General features: G+C 64.1%; 21 protein-coding genes. 19 read left to right on the forward strand and 2 right to left on the reverse strand.

What is annotated here, in order from left to right:
• The first annotated feature begins 100 nt into the window (after positions 1-100).
• The 6 genes from NKI10_RS26715 to NKI10_RS26740 all read left to right on the forward strand — a co-directional run bounded on the left by NKI10_RS26715 (position 101) and on the right by NKI10_RS26740 (position 6952).
• A complete protein-coding gene (locus NKI10_RS26715; protein ID WP_352862315.1) occupies positions 101-1645 on the forward strand; it encodes a sugar ABC transporter ATP-binding protein in 1545 nt (514 codons plus the stop codon).
• Positions 1642-2670, forward strand: coding sequence for an ABC transporter permease (locus tag NKI10_RS26720; RefSeq protein ID WP_198022180.1), 1029 nt, complete (start codon positions 1642-1644; stop codon positions 2668-2670). Before NKI10_RS26715 ends, NKI10_RS26720 begins: the two co-directional genes overlap by 4 nt.
• A gap of 296 nt (positions 2671-2966) precedes the next feature.
• The gene (locus NKI10_RS26725; RefSeq protein ID WP_023687083.1) at positions 2967-3899 is read left to right on the forward strand and encodes a substrate-binding domain-containing protein; all 933 of its coding nucleotides are present in this window, start codon (positions 2967-2969) and stop codon (positions 3897-3899) included.
• Between the two features lie 108 nt (positions 3900-4007).
• Positions 4008-4994 carry an ABC transporter permease gene (locus NKI10_RS26730; protein WP_023668514.1) on the forward strand — a complete coding sequence of 329 codons (987 nt, stop codon included), beginning with the start codon at positions 4008-4010 and terminating at the stop codon, positions 4992-4994.
• A gap of 4 nt (positions 4995-4998) precedes the next feature.
• Positions 4999-5793, forward strand: a complete 795-nt coding sequence (locus NKI10_RS26735) for an ATP-binding cassette domain-containing protein (RefSeq protein WP_023668515.1) — start codon at positions 4999-5001, stop codon at positions 5791-5793.
• Between the two features lie 136 nt (positions 5794-5929).
• A complete protein-coding gene (locus NKI10_RS26740) occupies positions 5930-6952 on the forward strand; it encodes a LacI family DNA-binding transcriptional regulator (protein ID WP_023668516.1) in 1023 nt (340 codons plus the stop codon).
• A 336-nt stretch (positions 6953-7288) separates the two neighbouring features.
• Here the strand turns inward: NKI10_RS26740 and NKI10_RS26745 are convergent, their stop codons facing one another.
• Positions 7289-7870: a TetR/AcrR family transcriptional regulator gene (locus NKI10_RS26745; protein WP_023668517.1), complete on the reverse strand. Its 582-nt coding sequence runs from the start codon at positions 7868-7870 to the stop codon at positions 7289-7291.
• Between the two features lie 242 nt (positions 7871-8112).
• Between NKI10_RS26745 and NKI10_RS26750 the strand changes: the two genes are divergently transcribed.
• From NKI10_RS26750 to NKI10_RS26785, 8 genes are all read left to right on the forward strand, one after another.
• Positions 8113-8373: a hypothetical protein gene (locus tag NKI10_RS26750; RefSeq protein ID WP_023668519.1), complete on the forward strand. Its 261-nt coding sequence runs from the start codon at positions 8113-8115 to the stop codon at positions 8371-8373.
• Positions 8367-11555, forward strand: a complete 3189-nt coding sequence (locus tag NKI10_RS26755) for an efflux RND transporter permease subunit (RefSeq protein WP_352862316.1) — start codon at positions 8367-8369, stop codon at positions 11553-11555. The genes NKI10_RS26750 and NKI10_RS26755 overlap by 7 nt, the downstream gene beginning before the upstream one ends.
• Positions 11556-11569: 14 nt before the next feature.
• Positions 11570-12724 carry an efflux RND transporter periplasmic adaptor subunit gene (locus NKI10_RS26760; RefSeq protein ID WP_023687079.1) on the forward strand — a complete coding sequence of 385 codons (1155 nt, stop codon included), beginning with the start codon at positions 11570-11572 and terminating at the stop codon, positions 12722-12724.
• Positions 12725-12899: 175 nt separating this feature from the next.
• A complete protein-coding gene (locus NKI10_RS26765) occupies positions 12900-13607 on the forward strand; it encodes a GntR family transcriptional regulator (RefSeq protein ID WP_023704855.1) in 708 nt (235 codons plus the stop codon).
• Between the two features lie 17 nt (positions 13608-13624).
• Positions 13625-14728 carry a mandelate racemase/muconate lactonizing enzyme family protein gene (locus NKI10_RS26770; RefSeq protein ID WP_023696609.1) on the forward strand — a complete coding sequence of 368 codons (1104 nt, stop codon included), beginning with the start codon at positions 13625-13627 and terminating at the stop codon, positions 14726-14728.
• A 161-nt stretch (positions 14729-14889) separates the two neighbouring features.
• On the forward strand, positions 14890-16212 hold the full coding sequence (locus NKI10_RS26775; RefSeq protein WP_023804344.1) for an NAD(P)H-dependent oxidoreductase: 1323 nt from the start codon (positions 14890-14892) through the stop codon (positions 16210-16212).
• Between the two features lie 20 nt (positions 16213-16232).
• Complete coding sequence (locus tag NKI10_RS26780) at positions 16233-17720, forward strand: xylulokinase (RefSeq protein ID WP_023804345.1); 1488 nt, start codon at positions 16233-16235, stop codon at positions 17718-17720.
• Positions 17721-17817: 97 nt separating this feature from the next.
• Positions 17818-18411 (forward strand): hypothetical protein, encoded by a 594-nt coding sequence (locus NKI10_RS26785; RefSeq protein ID WP_023745533.1) that lies wholly within the window; start codon positions 17818-17820, stop codon positions 18409-18411.
• A gap of 17 nt (positions 18412-18428) precedes the next feature.
• On the opposite strand, the gene NKI10_RS26790 is transcribed toward NKI10_RS26785, so the two are convergent.
• The gene (locus NKI10_RS26790) at positions 18429-19391 is read right to left on the reverse strand and encodes a sugar-binding transcriptional regulator (protein ID WP_023745534.1); all 963 of its coding nucleotides are present in this window, start codon (positions 19389-19391) and stop codon (positions 18429-18431) included.
• 286 nt (positions 19392-19677) lie between these two features.
• On the opposite strand from NKI10_RS26790, the gene NKI10_RS26795 reads away from it, so the two are divergent.
• The 5 genes from NKI10_RS26795 (at position 19678) to NKI10_RS26815 (ending at position 24934) form a co-directional block, all read left to right on the forward strand.
• Entirely contained in the window at positions 19678-20661 is a 984-nt protein-coding gene (locus tag NKI10_RS26795) for an ABC transporter permease (protein WP_050587056.1), read from the forward strand.
• Between the two features lie 129 nt (positions 20662-20790).
• Positions 20791-21729, forward strand: coding sequence for a sugar ABC transporter substrate-binding protein (locus tag NKI10_RS26800; RefSeq protein ID WP_023684414.1), 939 nt, complete (start codon positions 20791-20793; stop codon positions 21727-21729).
• Positions 21730-21759: 30 nt separating this feature from the next.
• Positions 21760-23268, forward strand: a complete 1509-nt coding sequence (locus NKI10_RS26805; RefSeq protein WP_023668530.1) for a sugar ABC transporter ATP-binding protein — start codon at positions 21760-21762, stop codon at positions 23266-23268.
• Between the two features lie 106 nt (positions 23269-23374).
• On the forward strand, positions 23375-24139 hold the full coding sequence (locus NKI10_RS26810) for an SDR family oxidoreductase (RefSeq protein ID WP_023701501.1): 765 nt from the start codon (positions 23375-23377) through the stop codon (positions 24137-24139).
• 9 nt (positions 24140-24148) lie between these two features.
• Positions 24149-24934 (forward strand): SDR family oxidoreductase, encoded by a 786-nt coding sequence (locus NKI10_RS26815; RefSeq protein WP_023668532.1) that lies wholly within the window; start codon positions 24149-24151, stop codon positions 24932-24934.
• Positions 24935-24979 lie beyond the last annotated feature (45 nt).

The raw sequence follows: 24979 nt of genomic DNA on the forward strand, positions 1-24979 counted from the left end.
TTCGCATCCGGTCCCTGTAAGCCGTTTGTTAGCGGAATCCGGGTGACTGTATCGGAAATTCGCTCCAGGATCGGGGCGCGGTCTGTGGGGGCCGAATCGCATGCTCGGTTTGCCGATGATATCGGTGCGCAATCTCGCCATGCGTTATGGCGGCGTTGTCGCGCTCAGGGATATGAACCTGTCTGTCGGACAGGGGACCATCCATGCTGTCGTCGGTGAAAGCGGCGCCGGAAAGTCGACGCTGGTAAAGGTGCTTGCCGGCGTGCTCCGGCCCAACAGCGGCACCATCCGCGTCGGCGACCAGATGGTCACCGTCGACAGCCCGATCGCTGCACGCAAGCACAGCTTCGGCGTCGTCCACCAGGGGCTCAGCCTGTTTGCCGACCGCTCGGTGCTGGCCAATCTGTTCGTCAATCGCGAGCCGTTGCGCAATGGCTTCGTCTCCAGGCGCGAGATGGAGGCACGCAGCCGCACCTTGCTTCGGCAACTCAAGCTCGACGTCGATGTCCACGCTCCTGTGGGACAACTCGGCATGGGCGAACGGCAATATGTCGAACTCGGCCGCGCAATTCTGGAAGGCCCGAGGCTGCTGATCCTCGATGAACCGAATTCTGCGCTCGACCGGCGCCAGACCGAGCACCTGTTCACCGTACTAAGTGACCTCAAGGCCAAGGGCACGAGCGTGCTCTATGTCTCGCACCGGCTGGAGGATGTGTTTGCGATCGCAGACCAGGTCACCGTGATGCGCAACGGCCGTGACGTGCTGACAAGTGAGCGCTCGGCGTTGAGCGAAGCCGATGTGATCGACGCCATGATCGGCCAGCAGCGCGGCAGCCTGTTCCCGCCTGCACTGCCGGCCAATGCCAGCACGATAAGGCCGCGGATCACGGTGGAGGGTCTGAGCGGCGGCCGGATTTCCGGCGTCAGCTTCACCGCCCGCTCCGGCGAGATCCTCGGCTTGGCCGGGCTTGAGGGGTCAGGCGTTGAACACCTGTTCGAGATGCTGTTTGGCCTGCGCAAGGCGCAAAGCGGCAGGGTGCGGCTCCCCGACGGCTACGGCTTGCCTGGAAATCCGACCGAAGCGGCGCGGCGCGGCATCGGCCTGGTGCCGGCCAACCGCCTGTGCAACGGCCTGATGCCCGACCGGTCGCTGGCCTTCAACATAGGCAACATCGCTACCGGCGCCCGCAACTGGGGGTCGCGCCGCTACTCGCCCAAGGCCGCGCTCGCCGCCGCCGCAAGGCAGATCGATGCGCTGCGCATCAAGGGCCTGCCGGACGCGCCGGTGAATTCGCTGCTGGCCGGCGATCAGCAGAAGATCGTAATCGCCAAATGGCTGGAGACGGCGCCGCAAGTGCTGCTCCTAGACAATCCGGCTGGCGGTATCGAGGCGGCTGCCAAGCGCAAGATCTATGCGCTGATCCGGCAGATGGCAGCCAATGGCTGTATCGTTTTGCTGCGTTCGGTCGAGCCGTCCGAACTGACCAACCTCAGCAACCGCGTCCTTGTCTTCCACCGCGGCCGGGTCGCCGGCGAGCTGTCCGGCGCCGAGATGAAGCGAAGGACAGTGCTGCAACTGACCACCACCGGCGAGATGCCGGAGGCGGAGCGGCCGAAAAAGAAACTCGTGGGAGCCATGGCATGACACGATTGGATCCCATGCTACAGCTTGCCGGTTCGGCTGCCCACCCGAAGCGCAGCCTTCGCCTGCCCGTCGAACTCAGGCCGCTCATCGGGCTCGTTGTCCTTGTGGCGATTACAGGCTTTGCCCGGCCGGATTTCCTCGACGAGGCCAATGTGCTGTCGTTGCTGGAAACCGCTGCGTATCCCGGCATGCTGGCGATCGGCATGGTGTTCGTGCTCGCACTCCGCGAGATCGACCTTTCCGTCGGCTGGATATTCCATCTCGCGGCCCTTCTCACCGCATTCCTTCTGGCCGCCGGCATCGACCCGTGGCTTGCCGCCCTTGCCGGCGTGCTGCTCGGCGCCGGGCTCGGCCTCGTCAACGGCCTGCTGGTGGTGGCGCTGCGACTGCCGGCCATCGTCGTTACGCTGGGCACCTTTGCAATGTTCCGGGGCCTGGCGGCGGTGGCCGTCAAGATGCAAGCGACAGCTCCGGCCAGCCCAGGCGGCGACTTCTTTGAGATCGTTCACGGCAAGCTGTTCGGCCTTGTGCCGACGGCTGTCTTTGTCTTCGTCGCAATGGCGGTGGTGATGCACCTCGTGCTTCACCGCAGCCGCTTCGGCTACCGGATCCAGGCCGTCGGCAGCAATCCGCAGGCGGCGCTCTATGCCGGCATCCCGACAGGTGCTGTGCGGCTGCAGACGCTGGTGCTGATGGGCGTCGTCTCGGGGCTGGCGGGCGCGCTGTGGCTTGGCTCTCCCGTTACCGACGTCGACCAAGGCGGCGGTTTCGTGCTGATGGCGATTGCCGCGGCGATCATCGGCGGCACCTCGCTTTCCGGCGGGCGCGGCACCGTCTTCGGTGCGGTGATCGGCATGCTGATCGTCCAGGTCATCTTGAGCGGCGTGACCCTGTTCGGCATCGACGCCGCATGGAGCCCCTTCGTGATCGGCGCGGTGATGGTGCTGGCGCTCGCGCTCGACCGGCTGGCCAAGGTGCTGCCCAACCGCCAGGCCGAGCGCTTCCAGGAAAATCCGCGCGCCTGAGTTTAAGCCCCGCCTGCTTGCCGGGAAATATCTCTATCTCATGGTTGACGCAATTCCGGACGGAAAACCGTTTCACACTTTTCCTGGAATTGCCCTCTAACTGATGCGATCTGATGGGATCGATGATGGCGCGTTGCATCGCGCCACCATCCATTGGGCGGATAGAGGCTTGCCATCGGCCGCAAAAGAAGATGCTCTGCGCATCCGGGTCGGCGCTGGCAGGAGGAGAGGATCAAGGGCATGGCCCGGATCATCGCCGGACGTGGAGGTCGTTTTTCAACATGGGAGGAAAGCAAATGCTGACGAGGCTACGATTACTCGTGCTTGGCTTGATTGTGGCGCTGGCCGTTCCGGCGGCGGCACAGGCCAAGACGTTCTACTGGATTTCGCATGGCGGCCCGGCCGACCCGGTATGGACCTACTTCCTGGCCGGCGCCAAGCAATGGGCGAAGGACACCGGCAACACCGTCAACACTTCGTTCCACAATGGCGACGTTGCCTCGCAGCAGGAGGCCGTGCGCGCCGCGATCTCGGCCAAGGCCGACGGCATCGTCACCACCAGCCCCGATCCGGGCAGCCTGATCGAAATCGCCAAGGAAGCCAACACCGCCAAGATCCCGATCATCAACTTCAACACGCCCGATCCCAAGGCAAGCTTCGACGCCTATGTCGGCGGCGACAACGTCACCTTCGGCAAGCACTGGGCGCAATATCTGGTCGACAAGGGTCTGGTGAAGAAGGGCGACTTCGTCTGGATGCCGGTCGAAATCCCCGGCGCCACCTACGGCGTCCAGGAAGAGGAAGGCATCAAGAGCGTCTTCGAACCGCTGGGGATCACCTATGAGATCACCGAAGCGACGCTCGACCAGGCCGAAGCCATCAACCGCATGGTCGACTATCTCACCGCGAACAAGGCCAAGGTCAAGGCAATCATCGGCCTCGGCGATCTGGTCACCGGCTCGATCAAGCGGGTGTTCGACCAGGCCGGCATCAAGCCGGGCGAAATCCCGGTCGTCGGCTGGGGCAACTCGCTCGACACCACCCAGGAAGTGCTGACCGGCTACGTCAATGCCGGCCAGTGGCAGGACCCGCAGGCGACCAGCTATGTCGCGCTGTCGCTGGCCAACATGGCGGCGTCAGGCATTCCCCCGGGCTTCAACGTCATCACCGGCGCGCTCTATGAAAAGGACACCGCGCAGGTCTACGACGACATCCTGTCCGGTAAATAACCCAGACCTTCAACAGTCGCGGCCGCAGCCGCGGTCGCGACTGTCTTTCGCCGAGCCCTTCGCGTTGCGCGCTGGGCTCAGCCTTCCCCTTCCTGTCGCAGGTTATCAGTGGAAAACCGTTCGCTCATCCAACGCCTGATCGCGAGGCCGGAATTCGGGCCCTTCGTTCTGCTCATCGTCGAAATCGCGGTGTTCTGGAGCATCAACCACGATTTCCTGTCGCCGCAGAACATCTCCAACACGCTGGCCTTCACCGTCGAGCTCGGGCTGATCGCGCTGGCGATGACGCTGTTGATGACGTCGGGTGAATTCGATCTGTCGGTCGGCTCGCTGTTCGGCTTTTCGCCGGTGCTGATGTGGACGCTGTTCAACAGCGGCCTGACCTCGCTGGAGGTCGGCTTCCTCGCCGCGCTGCTGATCGCGGCCTTCATCGGCCTGGTCAATGGCTGGTTCGTCACGCAGCTGAAAATCCCATCCTTCCTGGTGACGCTCGGCATGCTGCTGGTGGTGCGCGGCACCGCGCTGTTCGTCACCGACGGCTTTCCGCAGCGGACGTGGAGCGCCGAGGGCAGCTGGCTGGCCGAAGCGCTGGTCGGTGATTTCTTCATCGGCCCGTTCCGCATCTACATGTCGCTCTTCTGGTTCATCGCGGCGGCCATCGCACTGGGCTACGTGCTGACGCAAAGCCGGACCGGCAACTGGATCCAGGCAGCCGGCGGCAATCCAGGCGCCGCAAGGGCGCGCGGCGTCAACGTCAGCGGCGTCAAGATCGGCCTGTTCGTGCTGTCGTCGGTGATGGCTTCGCTTGCCGGCGTCATCTCGTCGCTGCGCACGTCGGCCGCCAACCCCAACAGCGGCACCGGCTACGAGCTCGAAGTCATCGCCATGGTGGTGATCGGCGGCACGGCGCTGACCGGGGGGCGCGGCACCATCATCGGCACGGTGCTCGGCATCCTCATCCTGCGCGTCATGCGCAACGGCATCGTGCTGATCGGCGTGCCCGGGCTGGCCTACAACATCTTCATCGGCGCCATCATCCTCGGCATGATGGCGCTGCACTCATGGCTGGAACGCCGGCATCAGGCAGGGACCTAGAACCATGGCTGAACCGCTCATCCGCATGTCCAACATCAAAAAGTCCTACGGGCGCGTGCAGGCGCTCGAAGACGCCAATTTTCATGTCAACGAAAGGGAGATCGTCGGCCTGCTCGGCGACAATGGCGCCGGCAAATCGACGCTGATCAAGGTGTTGTCGGGGGCGGTGCCGCTGACCAGCGGCGACATTTTCATCCGCGGCAAGAAGGTCAATCTGCGCAGCACCAGCGACGCCATCGCGCACGGCATCGAGACGATCTACCAGGATTCGGCACTGGTGACGCAGCTGTCGATCGCGCGCAACCTGTTCCTCGGCCGCGAGCCGATCAAACCGCCGCGCTTTTTGAACCGCATGGACCAGGAGGCGATGAACAATGTCGCCCGCGACCTGTTGAAACAGGTCGGCATCTCCAAGAACATCCCGCCGACGACGCCGATCGGCTCCCTGTCCGGCGGCGAGCGGCAGGCCGTCGCCATCGCGCGCGCCATGCACTTCGACAGCGACCTGATCATCCTCGACGAGCCGACCAACAATCTCGGCGTCGCCGAGACGCAAGGCGTGCTGAGCTTCGTGCGCAACGCGCGCGATTCCGGGCATTCCTGCATCTTCATCGCCCACAACATCCACCATGTCTTCCAGGTGGTTGACCGCATCGTCGTCATGCGCCGGGGCAAGGTGGTGGCCGACGACATCGACCCGAAGAAGACCAGCGTGGCCGAGGTCGAACGCATCATCACCGGGATGTCCGACAAGGAGATCCGCGACGCCATCATCGAAGGCGGGCCATCGCACGGCTGAACCGTCTTCGCGCCGTCTGGCACGGAAACGCATCCGCTCTAACTCGTTGTAGAGCATGACCTTTTGACAAAACGGTTCCCGTTTGTCCGAGAAAACCGGTTCCCACTTTTCGGGATCATGCTCTATGACTACAGCCATGAAAGCCACCGTTGCCGACATAGCCAGGAGCTGCGGCCTGTCGACCGCGACCGTCGACCGGGTTCTGAACAACCGGGCCGGCGCGAGCGCCGCCAACCGCCAACGGGTGATGGAGGCGGCCAAGCAGCTCGGCTATTTGCCGGTGGTCGATCAGGTGACGCTGCCGTCGCGGCCGGCGCATCTTGAATTCTTCCTGCCGATCGGCGCCAACGGTTTCATGATCGACCTCGCCGGGCACATCGAGGACTATGCGGGGCGCCTGCCGCTGGTCGCCTCGTGCCGGATCCACAATCTCGGCGGCATCTCGCCGGCAGCGCTGCAGGCGGCGGTTGAAAATCTGTCGCTGAAGGCCAATGGCGTCGGCGTCATTGCCGTCGATCATCCGCGAACGCGCAACATATTGCGCGATGTGGTCGAGGCAGGCATCCGCCTTGTCACGCTGGTCTCCGACGTTCCAGCCGCCCCGCGTTCGGCCTATGTCGGCATCGACAACCGGGTTGCCGGACGCACGGCGGCGCTGTTGATGGGGCGCTTCCTCAATGGCCGCCAGGGTCATCTGGCGATGGTCGTCGGCTCGCGTTCCTATCGCGGGCACGAGGAGCGCGAGATGGGCTTTCGGTCGGTGCTGACAGAGGAATTCCCCAATCTCACGGTCTCGAGTGCGGTCGAGATCAATGACGAACCGGAGGGCAGCTACACCGCAACGATGCAGGCGCTGCACAACGAGCCGGAACTGCTCGGCATCTATTGCGTCGGCGCCGGGCGCTCAGGTGTGGCGAGAGCGCTGCTCGAGGCCAAGCCAAAGAAGAAGCCGGTCTTCATCTGCCACGACCTGACCAAGGAAACGCGCGGCTATCTCGTCGACGACCTCGCCGATGTCGTCATCGACCAGAATGCGCGGCTGATCGCGGAGCAATCTGTGATCCGCCTGCTCGGCTCGATCGCGTCCGCCGCGCCCTACCTGACGAAGAAGTTCATCGAGCCACGGCTGATCTTCAAGGAAAACGTGCCGGTGCAGTGAAGTCGCGCCGTGGCGGTTTCTCCGATTTGTACGACAAGTCGGGGTAGATGCCGCAAATCTGCACAGCAGCCATGCAACTTTCATTGTTGCCGAATCATTGGGCAACCCGTACTCATCTGGGTGTCGGCCATCTACTCCTCCCAGATGCGATGCCGACGCTGAGCGCGGTGCACCTCCTCCCGCATCTCGTTCGAAATCGAGCCCGCTGCCACCTCCTCCCGGCAGCGGGCTTTTTTCATTCTCAAATGAATCTAAATTAGAGTTGACGGGCAAGTTCGGAGAATAGCCAAAAGCCCCGCCGGATGATGGGGACTCCTCAACTCCGAAAGCTGGAATTCAGCGCGCCCTGAAAGAGCTGATCAGGCCTTCAGCCATGCGCACGAACTGCGTGCTGGGGCCCTGGCAGCCCATGGTCTGCACGCTGACGCGCGCCCCTTCGAACAGCAGCGACAGCGTATCGGCCAGAAGCTCGGCCTGACCGATGCCCGCATCCCGGCACAGCGCAACGAGGCGATCGCGCTGAGCGCTCTTGAGCTCCTTGATCACGCTCCTGGCGGGATGGTCCGGCTCGGTCAATTCGGCGGCGGCATTGGCCATGTCGCAGCCGCGACCGTCAGCCGCCAGGCAAGCAGCGGCCATGCGAATCCAGGCATGCAACTGGGCGAGCTTGTCGCCGGGATGCTCAGCCTCGAATTGGTCCCACATCGCGGCGCCTTTAGCCGCCGACGCGCGCAGGCATTGGACGATCAGTTCGTCCTTCGACTCAAAATGACGGTAGAGCGTCATCTTGTTGGTGCCGGCGGCTTCCGTGATGGCGTCGACACCGACGCCCTTGATGCCATGCTTGTGAAACATGTCCTGCGCCGTCTCCAGGATTCGGTCCCGGGGGCGCACGCGATCGGTAATGCCGTCTGCCATCGCAGTCTCCTTGTCTCCCTAAAAATTCGGTTCACCTCTTGACTAGGGTGTTACCGGTCTGTAACTATCCGAATGTTACTTACTGGTAACACCTATGTGGCCTTCCGTCAATAACAAGGCCGTGAACTGGTCCTGCCAGATCACAAAGGGTGAAAATTGCAGGTCATGCGGCTCCGGCCGGTGAAGAGATGAAAACCGGTTCGCGATCGTCCGATGCGGGCCGCTGGAATGGAGACGCTCCAATGTCGCAGCGCAAGGATTTGACCATCGATGAAGCCATCCGGGATCCGATGATCCGGCTGGTGATGAAAGCGGACCGCGTCAACCCGCGCGCCTTCGAAGCGATGCTGAGGACCGTTGCCGATGAGCAGGGCCTCAGCGGCGCGGCGCCGTCTTCGTATTTTTTGCAGGACCCGGGTTCGGTGCGCAGCAGGCGGCTGTCCCGGTCTGCCCATTCTTTTAAAGAGGCCGGTTCTTCTAAAGAGGTTTGCGTGTCGTGGTAAACTTTTTCATCCATCGTCCGATCTTCGCCTCGGCCATCGCCATCATCATGGTGCTCGCCGGGACGATTTGTTATTTCCTTTTGCCGGTTTCGCAGTTTCCCGACATCACGCCGCCGCAGGTCGTGGTCAGCGCCCATTATCCGGGCGCCAGCGCGCAAGTGGTCGCCGATACGGTGACTACGCCGCTGGAGCAGCAGATCAACGGCGTCGAAGGTATGACCTACATGTCGTCGTCGAGCTCCAATGACGGCTCCTCGACCATCACCATCACCTTCGATGTCGGCTATTCCTTGAGCACCGCGGCCGTCGACGTCCAGAACCGCGTCTCGCAAGCGGCCTCGTCGCTGCCGGCGATCGTCAACCAGGGCGGCGTGACGATCAAGAAGCAGAACCCGAATTTCGTCCTCATCGTCAACCTGACCTCGCCCGACAGTTCGGTCGATCCGGTGGCGCTGAGCAACCTCGCCTATCTGCAGGTCGTCGATCCGCTGAAGCGGCTGCCTGGCGTCGGCGACGTCCAGATATTCGGCGAGCGCCGCTATTCGATGCGCGTCTGGCTCGACCCGGACAAGCTCGCCAATCTTGGCATCACCGCCGTCGATGTCCAGAACGCCATCTCGGAACAGAACGTCCAGGTGGCGGCCGGCAAGATCGGCCAGTCGCCGGCGCCCGCCGGCACCGCCTTCGAGATGCAGGTCAACGCCGTCGGCCGCCTGAGCGACCCCAAGGAGTTCGGCGACATCGTCGTGCGCGCCAACACCGGCACCGGCTCGCTGGTGCGACTGCGCGACGTCGCCCGCATCGAGCTCGGCGCGCTGCAATATTCGTCGTCGGCCTTCTTCGGCAAGGACCCGACGGTGGTGCTGGCCGTCTACCAGATGCCCGGTTCCAACGCGCTCGATCTGCAGCAGCACGTCAAGGACAAGATGCAGGAACTGTCGGCCCGTTTCCCCAAGGGCGTCAGCTACGCCATGCACTACGACACCACGCGCTTCGTGTCGGCATCGATGCATGACGTGCTGATCACGCTTGGCGAAGCGCTGGTGCTGGTCGTGGCCGTGGTGTTCATCTTCCTGCAGAGCTGGCGCACGACGATCATCCCGACCATCGCCATTCCGGTGTCGCTGGTGGCGACGATGGTCGTCATGGAAATGATGGGCTTCTCGCTCAACATGCTCTCCCTGCTCGGCATGGTGCTGGCCATCGGCCTCGTCGTCGACGACGCCATCGTGGTGGTCGAAAATGTCGAGCGACAATTGGAGGCGGGCCTCAAACCGCTGGCGGCGACCAAGGCCGCGATGGCCGAGGTCACCGGACCGATCATCGCCACCACCGCGGTGCTGATGGCCGTCTTCGTGCCCGTCGCCTTCATTCCTGGCGTCTCCGGCAAGCTCTACAATCAGTTCGCGCTGACGGTGGCGATTTCGGTCGGCATATCCGCCTTCAACTCGCTGACGCTCAGCCCGGCGCTGAGTGCCGCCTTCCTGCGCCATCGCGGCGAGACGCAGTTCGCCCCATTCCGCTGGTTCAACACGGGCTTCGAGAGACTGTCGCATGCCTATGCGCACGGCGTGCGTATCCTCATCCGGCTGCGCTGGATCATGCTCGGTCTGTTCGCGGCCGGCCTGGTGGCCACCTACTTCGTCTGGCAGAAGCTGCCCTCGACCTTCCTTCCGGTCGAGGACCAGGGTTACTTCTTCGTCGTCATCCAGCTGCCTGACGGCGCCTCGCTGGAGCGCACCGACGCGGTGGCCCAGAAGGCGCGCGACATCCTCCAAGCTACGCCCGGAGTCGAGATTGTCGGTTCGATCAGCGGCCTGAACTTCCTGACCAGTGCGGCGCAGTCGAACTCGGCTGTCGAGTTCGCCATCCTGAAGCCGTGGGAAGAGCGCGGCCCCGACCAGAGCGCGTCGAAGCTCGTCGCCGACGTGCGCGGCAAGCTGATGCAGATTCCGGAAGCCTTCGCGCTGTCCTTCGATCCGCCTTCGATCCCGGGTATCGGCACCACGGGCGGCTTCGAATTCGTCGTCGAGGATCTCACCGGGCGCGGCAGTTCAGCCCTCAACGACGCGACGCAAGCCGTGATCGCCGAGGCGCGCAAGCAGCCGGAAATCAACCCGCAGCAGCTGTTCTCGCCGTTCTCGACCTCGACGCCGCAGTTCAACTACGACCTCGACCGCAGCAAGGCCAAACTGCTCGGCCTCAACCTGCCCGACGTCTTCAACACGCTGCAGATCTATCTCGGCTCGCTCTACGTCAACGACTTCAACCTGTTCGGCCGCACCTTCCGGGTGACCATCCAGGCCGACAAGGATGCACGTGCCGACGCAGGCGACCTTTCGCGGCTCTATGTGCGCAACGCCTCCGGCGGCATGGTGCCGCTGAGCACACTGGGCAAACTGGTGCCGTTCGTCGGCCCGGAAACCGTGCCGCACTACAACAACAACGCCTCGGCCACGATCAATGGCGGCGCAGCCCCCGGCTTCTCGTCGGGCCAGGCGGTTGCCGCGATGGAACGGGCCGCCGCCACCGCTTTGCCCAGGGATTTCGGCTTCGAATGGACCGGCATCACCTTCCAGGAGCTCAAGGCAGGATCGATCGCGTCGGTCGTCTTCGGCCTCGCCATCGTCTTCGTCTTCCTGATCCTGGCGATGCAGTATGAGAGCTGGGCGATGCCGTTCATGGTGCTGCTGGCGGTGCCACTGGCCCTGTTCGGCGCCTTCGCAGCCCTGTTCCTGCGCGGCATGCAGATCGACGTCTACTCGCAGATCGGCTTCGTCATGCTGATCGGCCTCGCCGCCAAGAACGCGATCCTGATCGTCGAGTTTGCAAGGCGGCGGCGCGAGGAAGGCTTGAGCATTGTCGACGCGGCGATGGAAGCCGCGCGGCTGAGGCTGCGGCCGATCCTGATGACGGCCTTCGCCTTCATCCTCGGCGTGCTGCCGCTGATGTTTGCGACGGGTGCGGGTGCGGCAAGCCGGCAGTCGATCGGCACCACCGTGTTTGGCGGCATGGTCGCGGCGACCATCCTGTCGCTGGTCTTCGTGCCGGTCTTCTACGCGGTCATCGAACAGCTGCGCGAACGCCGCGTGCGCAGCGAACGCAACGCTGCTCATGACCAAGACAATAATGAACCGACTGCCGAACCAGCGCCGATGCGCCTGGCCGAAGCAGCCGAATAGAATTGGAGACCAAAATGCGTAAATGGAAAATAGCTTTGGGAACGGCCGTCGCCCTGGGAGCGATCTCGGTGGCAAGCGTCCACTTCCTCGACATGGGCAATCTCAGCCTCAATGCCGGCACGGCGGCAGCGACGGCAGCACCTGCGGCATTCGTCATGCCGGTGCCGGTGACGAGCGTGGTCAAGAAGACGATCCCGATCTATCTCGACTACGCCGCCCGCATCGAGGCGATCCGCAGCGTCACCTTGCAGGCCCGCGTGCCCGGCTATCTGCAGGAGCAGACGGCTGAGGACGGCGCCGATGTGCGCCAGGGTGATCTGCTCTACAAGATCTCGCCCGACGACTTCAAGGCGGCTCTCGACCAGGCCAAGGCCGAAGTGCAGCGCGACCAGGCGAGCCTCGACTATGCACGCTCCAATCTCGGCCGCGGCTCCGAACTCGCCAAGAGCGGTTATCTCGCCAAGGACGGGTTCGACCAGCGCACGAGCACCTTGCGCCAGGCCGAAGCGTCGCTTGCCGTCAACCAGGCGGCGGTGCGGACGGCCGAGCTCAATTTGAGCTACGCCGAAATCCACGCTCCGTTTGCCGGCCGCGTCGGCCGCAACCAGGCTTCGGTCGGCACGCTGGTCAGCGTCGCCGGCACGGTGCTGAACACGCTGGTGCAGCTCGACCCGATCTACGTCACCTTCAATCCGAGCGAGACGGACCTGGCCGAAATCGAACAGGCCCGCGCCGCCGGCCCGATCGAGGTCGAGGTGCTGCTGCCCGGCGAGACCGAAGCCAGCCAGAAGGGCGAACTCACCTTCATCGACAACACGGTCGACCACTCGACCGGCACGATTACGGCGCGCGCCACCATCGGCAATGCGAAGTTCTCGCTGCTGCCGGGCCAGTATGTCCGCGTGCGGCTGCACATCAAGCAGCTGCCCGACGCGCTGATGGTGCCGCAGGTGGCGCTGGGTTCGAGCCAGCTCGGCAAATATGTCTATGTCGTCGGCAAGGGCAACACGGTCGACCAGCGCATCGTCTCGCTTGGCGCGACCAGCGGCGACCTTGTGGCGGTCCTCAGCGGCGTTGCCGAAGGCGACCAGGTGATAACGGGCAATCTGCAGAAGATCGGACCAGGAATGCCGATCTCGCCGTTGCCCCAGGAGAAACCGGCCAGCTGATAACCCCCATCAGCCCCGGTCCTGCGGCGCCTTCGGCTTCCACGCCGAGGGCGCCGTTTTTTTATGGAGCGCCGCACGCCGTTTTTGGGTAACCGCAAGGCACAAGAATCCGGAATATATTGTAGGATTGTCGACAATCTGCTTGTCTGTTTCCGGCTCTCACTGGAGTGACGGAATGGCCAAGCTGGACTTCAATCCGATCGCGGATACGACACGCCGAGCCGAGATCGTTGCGCTGTTGCGGCGGGCGATCCTGATCGGCCAGCTGGAACCCGGCCAAAAGCTGAGCGAGCTGAGGATCGCCGAGCAGATGCGGGTCAGCCGCGCGCCTTTGCGCGAAGCTATGCGCGAGCTGGTGCAGGAAGGCATCCTGACCAGCATTCCCTATGCCGGCACCTTCGTCATCGATGTCACCGCCAAGGACATTGACGACGCCTACTCGCTGAACAAGGTGCTCGATGAATTCGCCATCGAGCGGACATGGAAGCTGCGCGACCAGCGCTTCTTCGACGAACTCGACCGCCGGCACGAGGCAGTGAAGCAGGCGACGCGCGCGCGCGACACCACCCGCCAGATCGAGACCGCGCTGCAATTGCACGGGCTGATCTATGAATGGGCCGACAATTCGGTGCTGCTGGAAACCTGGCAGCGGCTGACCAGCCGGCTGCAGATGTACTTTGCCCTGCACCAGCGGGCCCGCAACGAGCCGGTGCCGGCCGAAGATCTCCACGAAACCTATGTGCGGCTCTTGAAGGGCGCCGACATGCGCGCTGCCCAGCGCCATGCGCGCGAGCATATCGACCTCGATTTCGAAGAGCTGCTTGCCTATGCGCGTGGCCTCGATCAGCGGAACATCGAAGGGCTGACCCTCCTCAACGCCTAGAGACAACGGACAGACAAGTGCAGATCAAAACCATCAAGGCCTATCGCGTCGTGCAGCCCTTCGTGGACGGGCCCTACCGCATGTCCAAGGGGCGGGTTGCAGACTGCTTCGATGCGGTGATCGTCGCCATCACCTCCGACAGCGGCGTAACCGGCTGGGGCGAGATGGCGCCGCTCGGCAATTTCTATTCGGCCGCCTTTCCGGCGGGAACGCGCGCGGGCGTGGTCGAGATCGCGCCGCACCTGATCGGCCAGGACCCGCGTGGCCTCGCCGGCATCGGCCGATTGATGGATACGGTGTTCAAGGGGCATCCCTACATCAAGTCGGCACTCGACATGGCCTGCTGGGATCTGGCGGCCCGGGCCGCCGACGTGCCGCTGGTGACCATGCTTGGCGGCCGCGAGAGCGACATGGCGGAGACCTACCGCGTCGTCACCCACGGCACGCTCGACCAGATGGCGGCACTGGCCAAAAGGATCATCGCCCAGGGCTGCCGCCGGCTGCAGGTCAAGGTCGGCGGCAATGTGCATGAAGACATCGAGCGGGTGAGCGCAGTCGCTTCGGCCGTGCCGAAAGGCACGGTGATTTTCTGCGACGCCAATGCCGGCTGGACACCCTACCAGGCGCGGCAGTTCGCCGATGCAACGCGCGGCATCGACTACACGTTCGAGCAGCCCTGCACGACGATCGAGGAGAACATGTCGGTGCGCCGCATGCTCGACAAGCCGATGGTGCTGGACGAGAGCGTCATCTCGCTCGAGGCGATGCTGGAAATCCATCGCCTGGGCGCCGCCGACGGGCTGACGCTGAAGATCTCGCGGCTTGGCGGCGTAACCAGGACAAGGCAAATCCGCGACGTCGCCGTCGATCTCGGTTTCATGATCACCGTCGAGGATACGGGCGGCGCCGAGATCGACACGGCGGCGATGGCGCATCTGTCGCTGTCGACGCCGGAAGAACGCCGGCTGCACGCCATCGCCTTCCATGAGTGGGTGACGGTGCGCACGGCCTCCAACGCCCCACCGGTCACCGGCAGCCACATGGGCATTCCCGACGGGCCCGGCCTCGGCATCGATGTCGTGCCCGACCTGCTCGGCAAGCCTTTCCTAGAGATCGGCTGAGATCAAGCCCAGCATGAAGCTGTCACCCCACGAATCCTCCGTGGGAGATTTGGCCCTGCAGCCATTCTCCGATTTGCGGGTTGAAATATTTTTCAAATGGAAATAGGAATGTTCAAAATGATGATTTGACGCTGCGGCGCGTCATGACTGGAGGAAGCGATATGGCCCATCCGCAATTTGCAGCGGAACTTCTGCAGCGCGCTGAAGCCCAAGGGCCTATCACCATCGGACTCGCCGGCGCCGGGCAGATGGGCACCGACATCGTCGTCCAGGTGGCGCTGATGCCGGGCATGCGGATCGGTGCCATTTCCGAGGTGCGGCCGCAAGCGGCGATCGATGCCGCACTGCTCGCCGGCTATGACCGCTCCGGCATCGTCCAGGCTGCGAACGCCTCTGCCATCGACCGCGCCATCGAGGCCGGCAAGATCGCTGTCACCGAAGATCTGCATGCGCTGGCCGCGGCCGGCCGCATTGATGTCATCATCGACGCGACAGGCAATCCCAACATCGGCACGCTGTTTGCGCTCGAAGTGATGAAGAACGGCAAGCACATCGTTATGCTCAATGTCGAGGCGGACATTACGATCGGCCGCTTCCTCAAGGAGGAAGCGCGCAAGGCCGGCGTGGTCTACACCGGTGCGGCCGGCGACGAACCCGCCTGCACGCTGGAGATCATCGGCTTCGCCAAGAGCCTCGGCTTCAACATCATCGCCGCCGGCAAGGGCAAAAACAACCCGCTCAAGATCGACGCCATGCCCGCCGACTACGAGAAGGAAGCGGCCGAGCGCAACATGAATGCGCGCATGCTGGTCGAGTTCGTCGACGGTTCCAAGACGGCGATCGAGATGGTGGCTATCGCCAACGCCACCGGGCTGGTGCCCGACGTGCCGGGCATGCACGGCCCGACGGCGACGCTGGAGGAACTGGCCAGCGTGCTTTGCCCGCGCGAGGATGGCGGCGTGCTGCACCGCAAGGGCGTGGTCGACTATTCCATCGGCAAGGGCGTGGCGCCCGGCGTGTTCTGCATCATCGAAACGAGGCATCCGCGCGTGCTGGAGCGCATGGTCGACCTCAAGGTCGGCAAGGGCCCCTATTTCACGATCTACCGTCCCTATCACCTGACAAGCCTTGAAGTGCCACTGTCGGCGGCTCGCGCCGTGGTCTACAAACGCGCCGACATGGAGCCGCTCGACCATCCGGTCGCCGAAGCGGTGGCGGTGGCCAAAAGCGATCTCGGCGCGGGCCAATCGCTCGGCATGATCGGCGAGAACGACTATCGCGGCTTCGCCATGACCTGGGAGGACGCCCGCGCCAAGGGCGCGCTGCCGCTCGGGATTGCCGAACGCGCCAAGGTGGTCAAGCCGGTCAAGACCGGCGACTTCCTCACCTATGAAAATTGTGTACCCGACGATTCGATGGTGATAACGCAGATCCGCCGCCGTCTCGACCAGTCGGACGGACAGTTTGTGACCAACGCCGCCTGAACCTTCGGGATCTCCCTGTGATGGACGATGTCGTTATCGGGATCGATGCCTCGACGACGGCGGTGAAGGCAATCGCCTTCACCCGCGACGGCGCGGAGCTGTTCCAGGCGCGCGAGGCCTATCCGCTGGCCAATCCGAAGCCCGGCCATTTCGAGCAGGATGCCGAACATTGGTGGGCAGCCCTCATCAGTGCGCTGAAGCAGGTTGCCGACAAGGTCGGCGCCGCGCGCGTGGCGGCAATTGCCATAGCCCATCAGCGCGAGACCTTCACCCTGATCGATCAGGCCGGCACGCCGCTCATCCCGGCGATCCTGTGGCTTGACGAGCGCGCCCGGCCTCAAGTCGCCAGGCTGTCGGCCGAGCTTGGCCGCGAGACGATCCGCGACTGGAGCGGCAAGCCGCCGGATCCGACGCCGGCGCTCTATGCCATCGCCTGGCTGGCCGAACACCAGCCGCAGGTGCTGGCCAACGCCGCCGCCCTGGTCGATGTTCATGGCTTCTTCGTTCACCGGCTGACCGCACGGCTGGTTACCAGCACGGCAAGTGCCGACCCGCTCGGCTTGCTCGATGTCGCGACAGGCGAATGGCACCCTGAGCTTGTCGCGGCTGCAGGGCTGCAGCCACGGCAGTTGCCGGCGCTGATCGGCCCAGGCGAAATCTGCGGCGGCCTTGCCGAAAGCATTGCCCAGCTGACTGGCCTCAAAGCGGGCACGCCAATTGTCGCCGGCGCCGGCGATGGCCAGGCCATGGGTCTCGGCATGGGCGTCTATGGTGCCGGCAAGAGCTATCTCTCGCTCGGCTCCGGCGTCGTCAGCGGCTGCTATTCCGGCACGGTCACCACATCGGACGCGTTTCGCACGCTTGTCTCGCCCACCGGCTCGGGCTTCATGCTGGAAACCGTGCTGCGCTCGGGCATGCAACTGGTCGACTGGATCGTGCGCACCACCGGCGCGTCTTCCGCGGCAGAACTGGAGAAGGGTGCGGTCGATGTTGCGGCCGGCGGCGACGGTCTTTTGGTCATGCCCTATTGGGCCGGCGTCATGAGCCCCTATTGGGATGGCGCGGCGCGCGGCGCCGTTGTTGGCCTTTCGCTCGACCATGAGCCCAGGCATCTCTTCCGCGCCACGCTGGAAGGCATCGCTTTGGAGCAGGCCATCGCCAGCGAGGCGATGGAGGCCGAAAGCGGCGGCAAGCCGGGAGAGATGATTGCCGCCGGCGGCGGCACCAATTCGGCGCTGCTGATGAAGATCATGGCCAGCGTGCTGGAGCGGCCGCTGTTCGTGTCGCCGGTCAACGAGGCGGCGGCCCTTGGCGCGGCCATGCTGGCGGCTTCGGCGATCGGCTGGTTCGCCTCGGCGGAAGACGCCGCCAAGGCAATGGCGGCGGCGCCGGCCAGGCGTGTCGATCCGGATATGACGCTGGTGCCGGCTTACCGGGCGCGCAAGGCGATCTACCGCGACCTCTATCACGCGACACGCGACATCCACGCGCGGCTCGGTGCGATCTGAGTTCAAGCGCAGCTTGCCTGCGTGAGGCTCCCATGCCCAACCTGCCCAGCTTGCCGATTTTGCGTCCTGCCCGGCCAATGCTAGACTCATCGGGCTCATGAAAGCAGTATTTCACCTTGCCGCCCTGCCCTGGATTGTCGCGCTTGCGGCAGCTCCGATGACGGCGCGTGCGCAGGACGAGCCGCCCTTCGAGGTCACGCTCGACATGGACAATGACGGCAGGATGGATCGGGCCGCGATCGCGGCGGATTCCGACAGCGGGCTGGCGGATCTCTCGATCTATCTGGCTGCCGGCGAAGGAAAGCTCGATCCTTCGCGCAAGCCTGACTTTGTCAAAAAGGCGCTGACGCAGGACCGTATTCTCGGGCTCGAAAGCAAGGGCAAGGGATCGCTTGTCGTCACCTCGTGCTTCGGCTGCGGCGCCAACAAATCATGGGATACAACGCTGACCATCGTCTGGCGCGGCGGTAAATTCCTTGTCGCCGGCTACAGTCGCGACTGGGACTGGAATGTGCAGAAAGCCGACGGCTCGGTCGAGACGACGCTGGGCGGTTGCGACATCAATTTTCTCACCGGCAGAGGCGTTGCCTCAAAGGACCTGGACGACGGCAAACCGGTCGCGGGAAAATTCGTGCCGATCGCACTGGCCGACTGGTCGGACGACAGTCGTCCGGAGCCCTGCGAATTCTGACCGACGCCGGACAGCGCTCAACGGTTGAGCAGGCCTTTGGCCGCATCTTCATCGGTAATGAGCACCGTAATCCTGGTGTTGGCGAGCGCCGCGCGCATGACGGCGACCTTCTCCTGACCGCCTGACACCAGGATGATGCTCGGAATATCGGACAGATCCTGCAGCGGATAGGCGCAGACGCGGCGGTTGACCTCATGGTCGACAGGGTGGCCCTCGGCGTCGATGAAATGGCACAAGAGGTCGCCGACCGCGCCGGCCGCCTGCAATTCCTCGAGTTCGCTCGGTTTGATGAAGCCGTAATTGGCGATCGGGCTGTCCTTGGAAAACGAGCCGACGCTGAGCACGGCGATGTTGGCGCGGCGCGCGCGGAAGACCACATCCTGAACGCTGCGCTGGCTCATGAAGGCATCGCGCTGTTCCGGCTTGTCGGCATAGACCGGCACCGGCAGCAGGAAACATTCAGCGCCGATCTTTTCGGCGAACTCCCAGGCGCTTTCGGTCGGGTTGAGCGGCTGCGCGTGGGTGAGGCCGCCGAGCATCGAGACGACCGTCGTCCTGGCAATCGGCCGCCTCGGCAATTCGTTGATGGCGAATTTCAGCGTCCGGCCCCAGCCCAGCGCAATGACGTCGCCGGCATTGACGTTGTCGGCGAGATAGGCGGCAGCCGCGTGGCCGATCATCAGCGGCGCGTTGCTGCGGTCGGCGGCCGACGGCACCACGACCGCCTGGCTTAGCCCAAAGCGCTGCTTCAGGCTCTCCTCGAGTTGCACACATTCGACGACACTGTCGCGAATGCGGAACTGCACGATGCCTTCCTCGCGGGCAGCCGACAGGATCCGGTGCACCTTGATGCGGCCGACGCCAAGAATCTCGGAGATGCGCTCCTGCGTCAGGCCCTCGACATAGTAATGCCAGGCAGCGCGGGCCTTCAGCTCGGCATCGGGGAAGCGCGAGGCCTTCTCATTTTCGACGGTCGCCATCTTTTGCCCTCCCGCGGCAGATTTCGGAAATCTTTTCCGCAAAGCGCCGCCCCCTGGCCTTCCCTAGGACAAACCGCCCGGTGGCGCAAACCTTCGCCGAATGGCGCAACGGCTCTTGACAATTTTCTAATGAACAGTTTAGCTGAACAAAATTGCATATCAAAGATAAATTGTTCACAGGGAGGTGCCTGGTGAACAAGAGCGGACGGCAGGCCATCGCCGTTTCGCTGACGGAGGAGACGAAGTGGCCGTGAGTAATGATGCAAGCGAGTCGAAGGCTGGCGAGTTGAAAGCCGCGCCCGGCACTCAAGGTGCGACGGCCGCGAAGCTTTCGGCGCTGTTTGCCGGAACCATGGGGCCGCTGATCGGGCTGCTGCTGCTTTGCCTGGCGCTGACGTTGACCACCGACACGTTCCTCACCATGCGCAACATCCTCAACGTACTCGACCAGATCACCGTGCTCGGCATCATGGCAATCGGCATGACGCTGGTGATCCTGATCGGCGGCATCGATCTCTCGGTCGGCTCGGTGCTGGCGCTGGCCGCCATGGTGATGGGCTTCGTCGCCCACCCCGACTATCTCAATCTCGGCCTTGCCGCCGGCGTCGTTGCAGCACTGGTCGTCGCCGGCCTTTGCGGACTGGTGTCCGGCCTGCTGGTGACCGTCACCCGGCTGCCGCCGTTCATCGCGACGCTGGCGATGATGTCGGTGGCGCGCGGCCTTGCCAACATGATCACCGACGGTTCGCAGATCGTCGGCTTTCCCGACTGGTTCACCAGCCTGTCGATCATCCGCCATTTCGGCTTCCTGTCGGTCACCGTCGGGGTGATGATGGTGCTGGCGATCGTCTTCGCCATCTTCCTCAACTACCGCGCCACCGGCCGCAGCCTTTACGCCATCGGCGGCAGCGCCGAGGTGGCGCGGCTCTCCGGCATTCCGGTGAAGTCGCTGACCAACTGGGTCTACGCCATCTGCGGCGTGCTTGCGGGTCTTGCCGGCATTGTGCTTGCCGCGCGGCTGGATTCGGTGCAGCCGAGTTCCGGCCTCGGCTATGAGCTCGACACCATCGCGGCGGTGGTGATCGGCGGCGCCAGCCTGTCGGGCGGCGTCGGCTCGATCGGCGGCACCGCGGTCGGCGTGCTCATCATCGGCGTGCTGCGCAACGGGCTCAATCTGCTCGGCGTCTCGCCCTTCATCCAGCAGGTGGTGATCGGCGTGGTGATCGCGCTGGCGGTCGCCAGCGATACCTGGCGGCGCAGGGCGCGATAGAGAACGGGGCACAATTGAGAATTCGCCCGGAGCGTCCGGGCGATAGACGGATCGGTCGATCCGAAACTGGGATGTTCCAAGGGGCGCGGTGCGCTGGCGGGACAGTTTGACTATCAACGGAGGAAAAACATGCTGACCAAACGTTCACTGCTGCTCGCCGCTGCCGCCATCATTCCGCTGCTCGGGCTGACCGACATGGCCTCGGCCAAGGAGGCCAAGAAACTCGGCCTCGCCGTGGCCAATTTGCAGGCCGACTTCTTCAACCAGATCAAGCAGTCGGTCGAAGCCTACGGCAAGGAGAAGGGCATCGAGATCGTCACCGTCGACGCCAAGGGCGATTCAGCGACCCAGGTCAGCCAGGTCCAGGATCTGATCACGCAGAACATCGACGCGCTGATCTACATTCCGGCCGGCGCCACAGCCGCCACCGTGCCGACCAAGACCGCCAAGGCTGCCGGCATCCCGGTCGTCAATGTCGACCGCAACGCCGACGGCGCGCCCGGCGACACCTTCATCGCCACCAACAGTGTCGCCTCGGCGCAGGCGGTGTGCGACTACATCGCCAAGCAGGCCGGCGGCAAAGGCGAACTGATCATCATCCACGGCCAGAAGGGCACCACGCCGGAAGTCGATCGCTCGAAGGGCTGCGGCGAAGCGCTCAAGGCCTATCCCGATATCAAGGTGGTCGGCGAATTGTGGAGCGAAGGCTGGCACCAGGACGAAGGCTTCAAGCTGACGCAGGACCTGCTGCAGTCGCATCCCGATGTCTCCATCGTCATCGGCCAGGCCGATGCGCTGGCGCTGGGCGCGGCACAGGCGGTCAAGGTCGCCAATCCCGGCCACAAGGTCTGGGTTGCCGGCTTCGATGGCGACGTGGCCGCACTCAAGGCGCTGAAGGACGGCGTGTTCGACGTCACCGCGACGCAGCAGACGCAAGGCATGGGCCGGCTCGCCGTTGATGCGGCGATCAAGCTGGTGGCCGGCGAAAGCGTTCCGGCCGAGCAGCTGCAGGATGCGACGCTGACCACCAAGGACAATGTCGAGCAGTTCATCGCCAAGCACCCGTAACCTGCGGCACCGCTTAGAGAGAGCGCCACGATGTCTCCTGATCCTCGCCACAGCGAAAGCCCGCACAACGGGCTTTTCGTCAACGGCCTCTGCAAGAGCTACGGACCGGTCCAGGTCCTGGCCGATGCGAGCTTCGAGGTGCGGCCGGGCGAGGTTGTGGCGCTGCTCGGCGAAAACGGCGCCGGCAAGTCGACGGTGTCCAATATCATCGCCGGCTCGACCCGGCCCGACGCGGGCACCATCATCTGGCGGGGGAAGCCCTATTCCCCCGCCTCGCCCGCCGCCGCCATCGATGCCGGTGTGGGCATGATCCATCAGGAACTGAAGCTGCTGCCGGATCTGTCGGTGGCGGAGAACGTCTATGTCGGGCGCCTGCCGATGCGCGGCGGCCGCATCGACCGCGCAGCGATGAACGCCAAGGCCTCGGCGCAGTTGAAGCGGCTTGGCCTCGACGTCTCGCCCGAGCGCAAGGTGGGCACGCTGCGCATCGCCGCCCAGCAACAGGTCGAGATCGCCAAGGCGTTGACGCTCAATGCCGAATTGCTGATCTTCGACGAACCGACCGCAGCGCTTGGCGGCGAGGAAACGGAGCTTTTGTTCCAGCAGATCCGCAAGCTCAAGGCGGAGGGCATGTCCTTCATCTACATCAGCCATCGTCTCGACGAGATCGCGCAGATTGCCGACCGCGTGGTTGTGATGCGCGACGGACGCATCGTCGCCCGCCACGAACGCGCCGATATTCCCGTGCGCACAGTAGTGGAGCAGATGGTCGGCCGCTCGGTCGAGCGGATGTTCCCACACTTGACGCCGCCGCGCGAGGAGACGCTGCTCGAGGTCGACAACCTGTCCTCGCCGGAGAAGAGCTTCAACAACGTTTCCTTCTCGGTCAAAGCAGGCGAGATCCTCGGCATTGCCGGGTTGATCGGCGCCGGCCGCACCGAACTGGTGCGGGCGATCGCCGGCGCCGATCCGATCTCGTCGGGCTCGGTGCGCGTTGCCGGCAAATCGGTGCATCTCAGCGGGCCGGCGGCAGCGATCAAGGCCGGCGTCGTGCTGGTGCCGGAAGACCGCAAGGCGCAAGGCGTCGTGCTCGACCAGACCATCGGCGAGAATTTGGCGTTCGGCAATTTCGACCATGTCGCGCCGAAGGGCTGGGTGTTTCCGAAAGCGGTGCAGAAATTCGCCGAAGCCGGCATCGCAAGGCTCGGGGTCAAGGGCAAACCTGGCCAGGCGGTCAGCAAGCTTTCCGGCGGCAACCAGCAGAAGGTGATCATCGCCAAATGGGTGTCACGCCCGCCGAAGGTGTTCATCCTCGATGAGCCGACGCGCGGTATCGATGTCGGTGCGCGCGCTGCGATCTACGACGTCATCGCCGACCTCGCCCGTTCCGGCATGGCGGTGGTGGTGGTGAGCTCCGACCTCGAGGAGGTGCTGGGGCTGTCGCACCGCGTGCTGGTGCTGAGCCGCGGCCGCCAGCGCGGCATTCTCGGCCGCAGCGAGGCCAGCAATGTCGCGGTGATGGAACTCGCCACGAGCTGAGGACAGGAGTCGGAACAAAGCGCAGCAGGTGGTATCCTCCCAAGGACCGGACCGCGCGGGGCGCCAGCAAAGACTGGCGCCCCTTCATTTCAGGAGGGGGAACAACATGAAACTATTCGATCTTAGCGGCGACGTAGCGCTGGTAACAGGCGCCGGCAGCGGCATTGGCCAGGCCATTGCCATCGGGCTCGCCGAAGCCGGCGCCGACATAGCCTGTTTCGGCCATGCCTCGAAAGGCGGGCTGGATGAGACCGCGCACAGGATCGCCGTGCTTGGCCGCAAGGCGGTGGTGCTGACCGGGACGGTGACGTCGGAGGCCGACCTGGCGACCGCAGTCGAGCGCACGGAAAAGGAGCTCGGCGCGCTGACCATCGCCGTCAACAATGCCGGCATTGCAGGAGCCGAGGCCGCCGAGACGCTGTCGCTGGAGAAATGGCAGAAAATCTACGACGTGAATGTCAGCGGCGTGTTCCTGTCCTGCCAGGCCGAAGCGCGCGCCATGCTGACGCGGCGCAAGGGCTCGATCATCAACATCGCCTCCATGTCGGGTTCGATCGTCAATCGCGGCCTGACCCAGGCGCATTACAATTCGTCGAAGGCGGCGGTCATCCACATGTCGAAAAGCCTCGCCATGGAATGGGCCGATCGCGGCCTGCGCGTCAATGTGGTGAGCCCAGGCTACACGCTGACGCCGATGAACAAGCGGCCGGAGGTCGCCGAACAGATCAAGATCTTCGAACGCGACACGCCCATGGGGCGCATGGCGACGCCGGAAGAGATGGTCGGCCCGACCGTGTTCCTGGCCAGCCGCGCCGCGAGTTACGTCACCGGCATCGACCTGATCGTCGATGGCGGTTTTGTCTGCTGGTAAGGAGAAAAGATGCAGAAGCGTTTTGAAGGCAAGACTGCGGTCATCACGGGCGCGAGCGGTGGCATCGGCGCGGCGATGGCGAAGCGCTTCGCCGAGGAAGGTGCCGCGGTCGTGGTCAGCGCCATCGATACCCGCGTCGAGGACGTCGCCGCCGGCCTGAAAGCGGCAGGCGCCAAGGTCGCGTCGATGCGCATGGACGTTACCAGGAAGTATGAGGTCACCGCGCTTTACGACCTCGCCGAGAAGGAATTCGGCCGTGTCGACATTTCGGTGCAGAATGCCGGCGTCATCACCATCGCCCGGATCGAGGCGATGACCGAGGCCGAGTGGGACAAGGTGATGGCCGTCAACACCAAGGGCGTGTTCCTGTGCTGCCAGGAAGCGATCGCGCGCATTCGCAAGCATGGCGACGGCGGCCGGCTGATCAACACGGCATCGGGCCAGGCGCGGCAGGGTTTCATCTACACGCCGCACTATGCGGCGTCGAAGTTCGGCGTCGTCGGCATTACCCAGAGCCTGGCCAAGGAAGTGGCCAAGGAAAAGATCACCGTCAACGCCATCTGCCCCGGCATCATCGACACCGACATGTGGGCCTATAATGACGCAGCGTGGGGCAAGCTGATGGGTGACTACAAGCCCGGCGAGCTGATGGCCGAATGGGTGAAGAACATCCCGATGGGACGCGCCGGCAGCGGCGAGGACGTGTCCGGCCTGGTCAGCTTTCTCGCCAGCGACGACGCCACCTACATCACCGGCCAAACCATCAATGTCGATGGCGGCCTGATCATGTCGTGAACGTCAGCTCTGGCGGTTGGCAATCGCCAGTCTGAAATTCCGCAG

Origin of the sequence: Mesorhizobium sp. M0802 (assembly GCF_040320115.1) — a bacterium.
GTDB lineage: Bacteria > Pseudomonadota > Alphaproteobacteria > Rhizobiales > Rhizobiaceae > Mesorhizobium.

Coding starts and splice junctions, on each gene's coding strand:
- NKI10_RS26715 (WP_352862315.1), top strand. CDS start 101: ATGCTCGGTTTGCCGATGATATCGGTGCGCAATCTCGCCATGCGTTAT.
- NKI10_RS26720 (WP_198022180.1), top strand. CDS start 1,642: ATGACACGATTGGATCCCATGCTACAGCTTGCCGGTTCGGCTGCCCAC.
- NKI10_RS26725 (WP_023687083.1), top strand. CDS start 2,967: ATGCTGACGAGGCTACGATTACTCGTGCTTGGCTTGATTGTGGCGCTG.
- NKI10_RS26735 (WP_023668515.1), top strand. CDS start 4,999: ATGGCTGAACCGCTCATCCGCATGTCCAACATCAAAAAGTCCTACGGG.
- NKI10_RS26740 (WP_023668516.1), top strand. CDS start 5,930: ATGAAAGCCACCGTTGCCGACATAGCCAGGAGCTGCGGCCTGTCGACC.
- NKI10_RS26745 (WP_023668517.1), bottom strand. CDS start 7,870: ATGGCAGACGGCATTACCGATCGCGTGCGCCCCCGGGACCGAATCCTG.
- NKI10_RS26750 (WP_023668519.1), top strand. CDS start 8,113: ATGTCGCAGCGCAAGGATTTGACCATCGATGAAGCCATCCGGGATCCG.
- NKI10_RS26760 (WP_023687079.1), top strand. CDS start 11,570: ATGCGTAAATGGAAAATAGCTTTGGGAACGGCCGTCGCCCTGGGAGCG.
- NKI10_RS26765 (WP_023704855.1), top strand. CDS start 12,900: ATGGCCAAGCTGGACTTCAATCCGATCGCGGATACGACACGCCGAGCC.
- NKI10_RS26775 (WP_023804344.1), top strand. CDS start 14,890: ATGGCCCATCCGCAATTTGCAGCGGAACTTCTGCAGCGCGCTGAAGCC.
- NKI10_RS26780 (WP_023804345.1), top strand. CDS start 16,233: ATGGACGATGTCGTTATCGGGATCGATGCCTCGACGACGGCGGTGAAG.
- NKI10_RS26785 (WP_023745533.1), top strand. CDS start 17,818: ATGAAAGCAGTATTTCACCTTGCCGCCCTGCCCTGGATTGTCGCGCTT.
- NKI10_RS26790 (WP_023745534.1), bottom strand. CDS start 19,391: ATGGCGACCGTCGAAAATGAGAAGGCCTCGCGCTTCCCCGATGCCGAG.
- NKI10_RS26800 (WP_023684414.1), top strand. CDS start 20,791: ATGCTGACCAAACGTTCACTGCTGCTCGCCGCTGCCGCCATCATTCCG.
- NKI10_RS26805 (WP_023668530.1), top strand. CDS start 21,760: ATGTCTCCTGATCCTCGCCACAGCGAAAGCCCGCACAACGGGCTTTTC.
- NKI10_RS26810 (WP_023701501.1), top strand. CDS start 23,375: ATGAAACTATTCGATCTTAGCGGCGACGTAGCGCTGGTAACAGGCGCC.
- NKI10_RS26815 (WP_023668532.1), top strand. CDS start 24,149: ATGCAGAAGCGTTTTGAAGGCAAGACTGCGGTCATCACGGGCGCGAGC.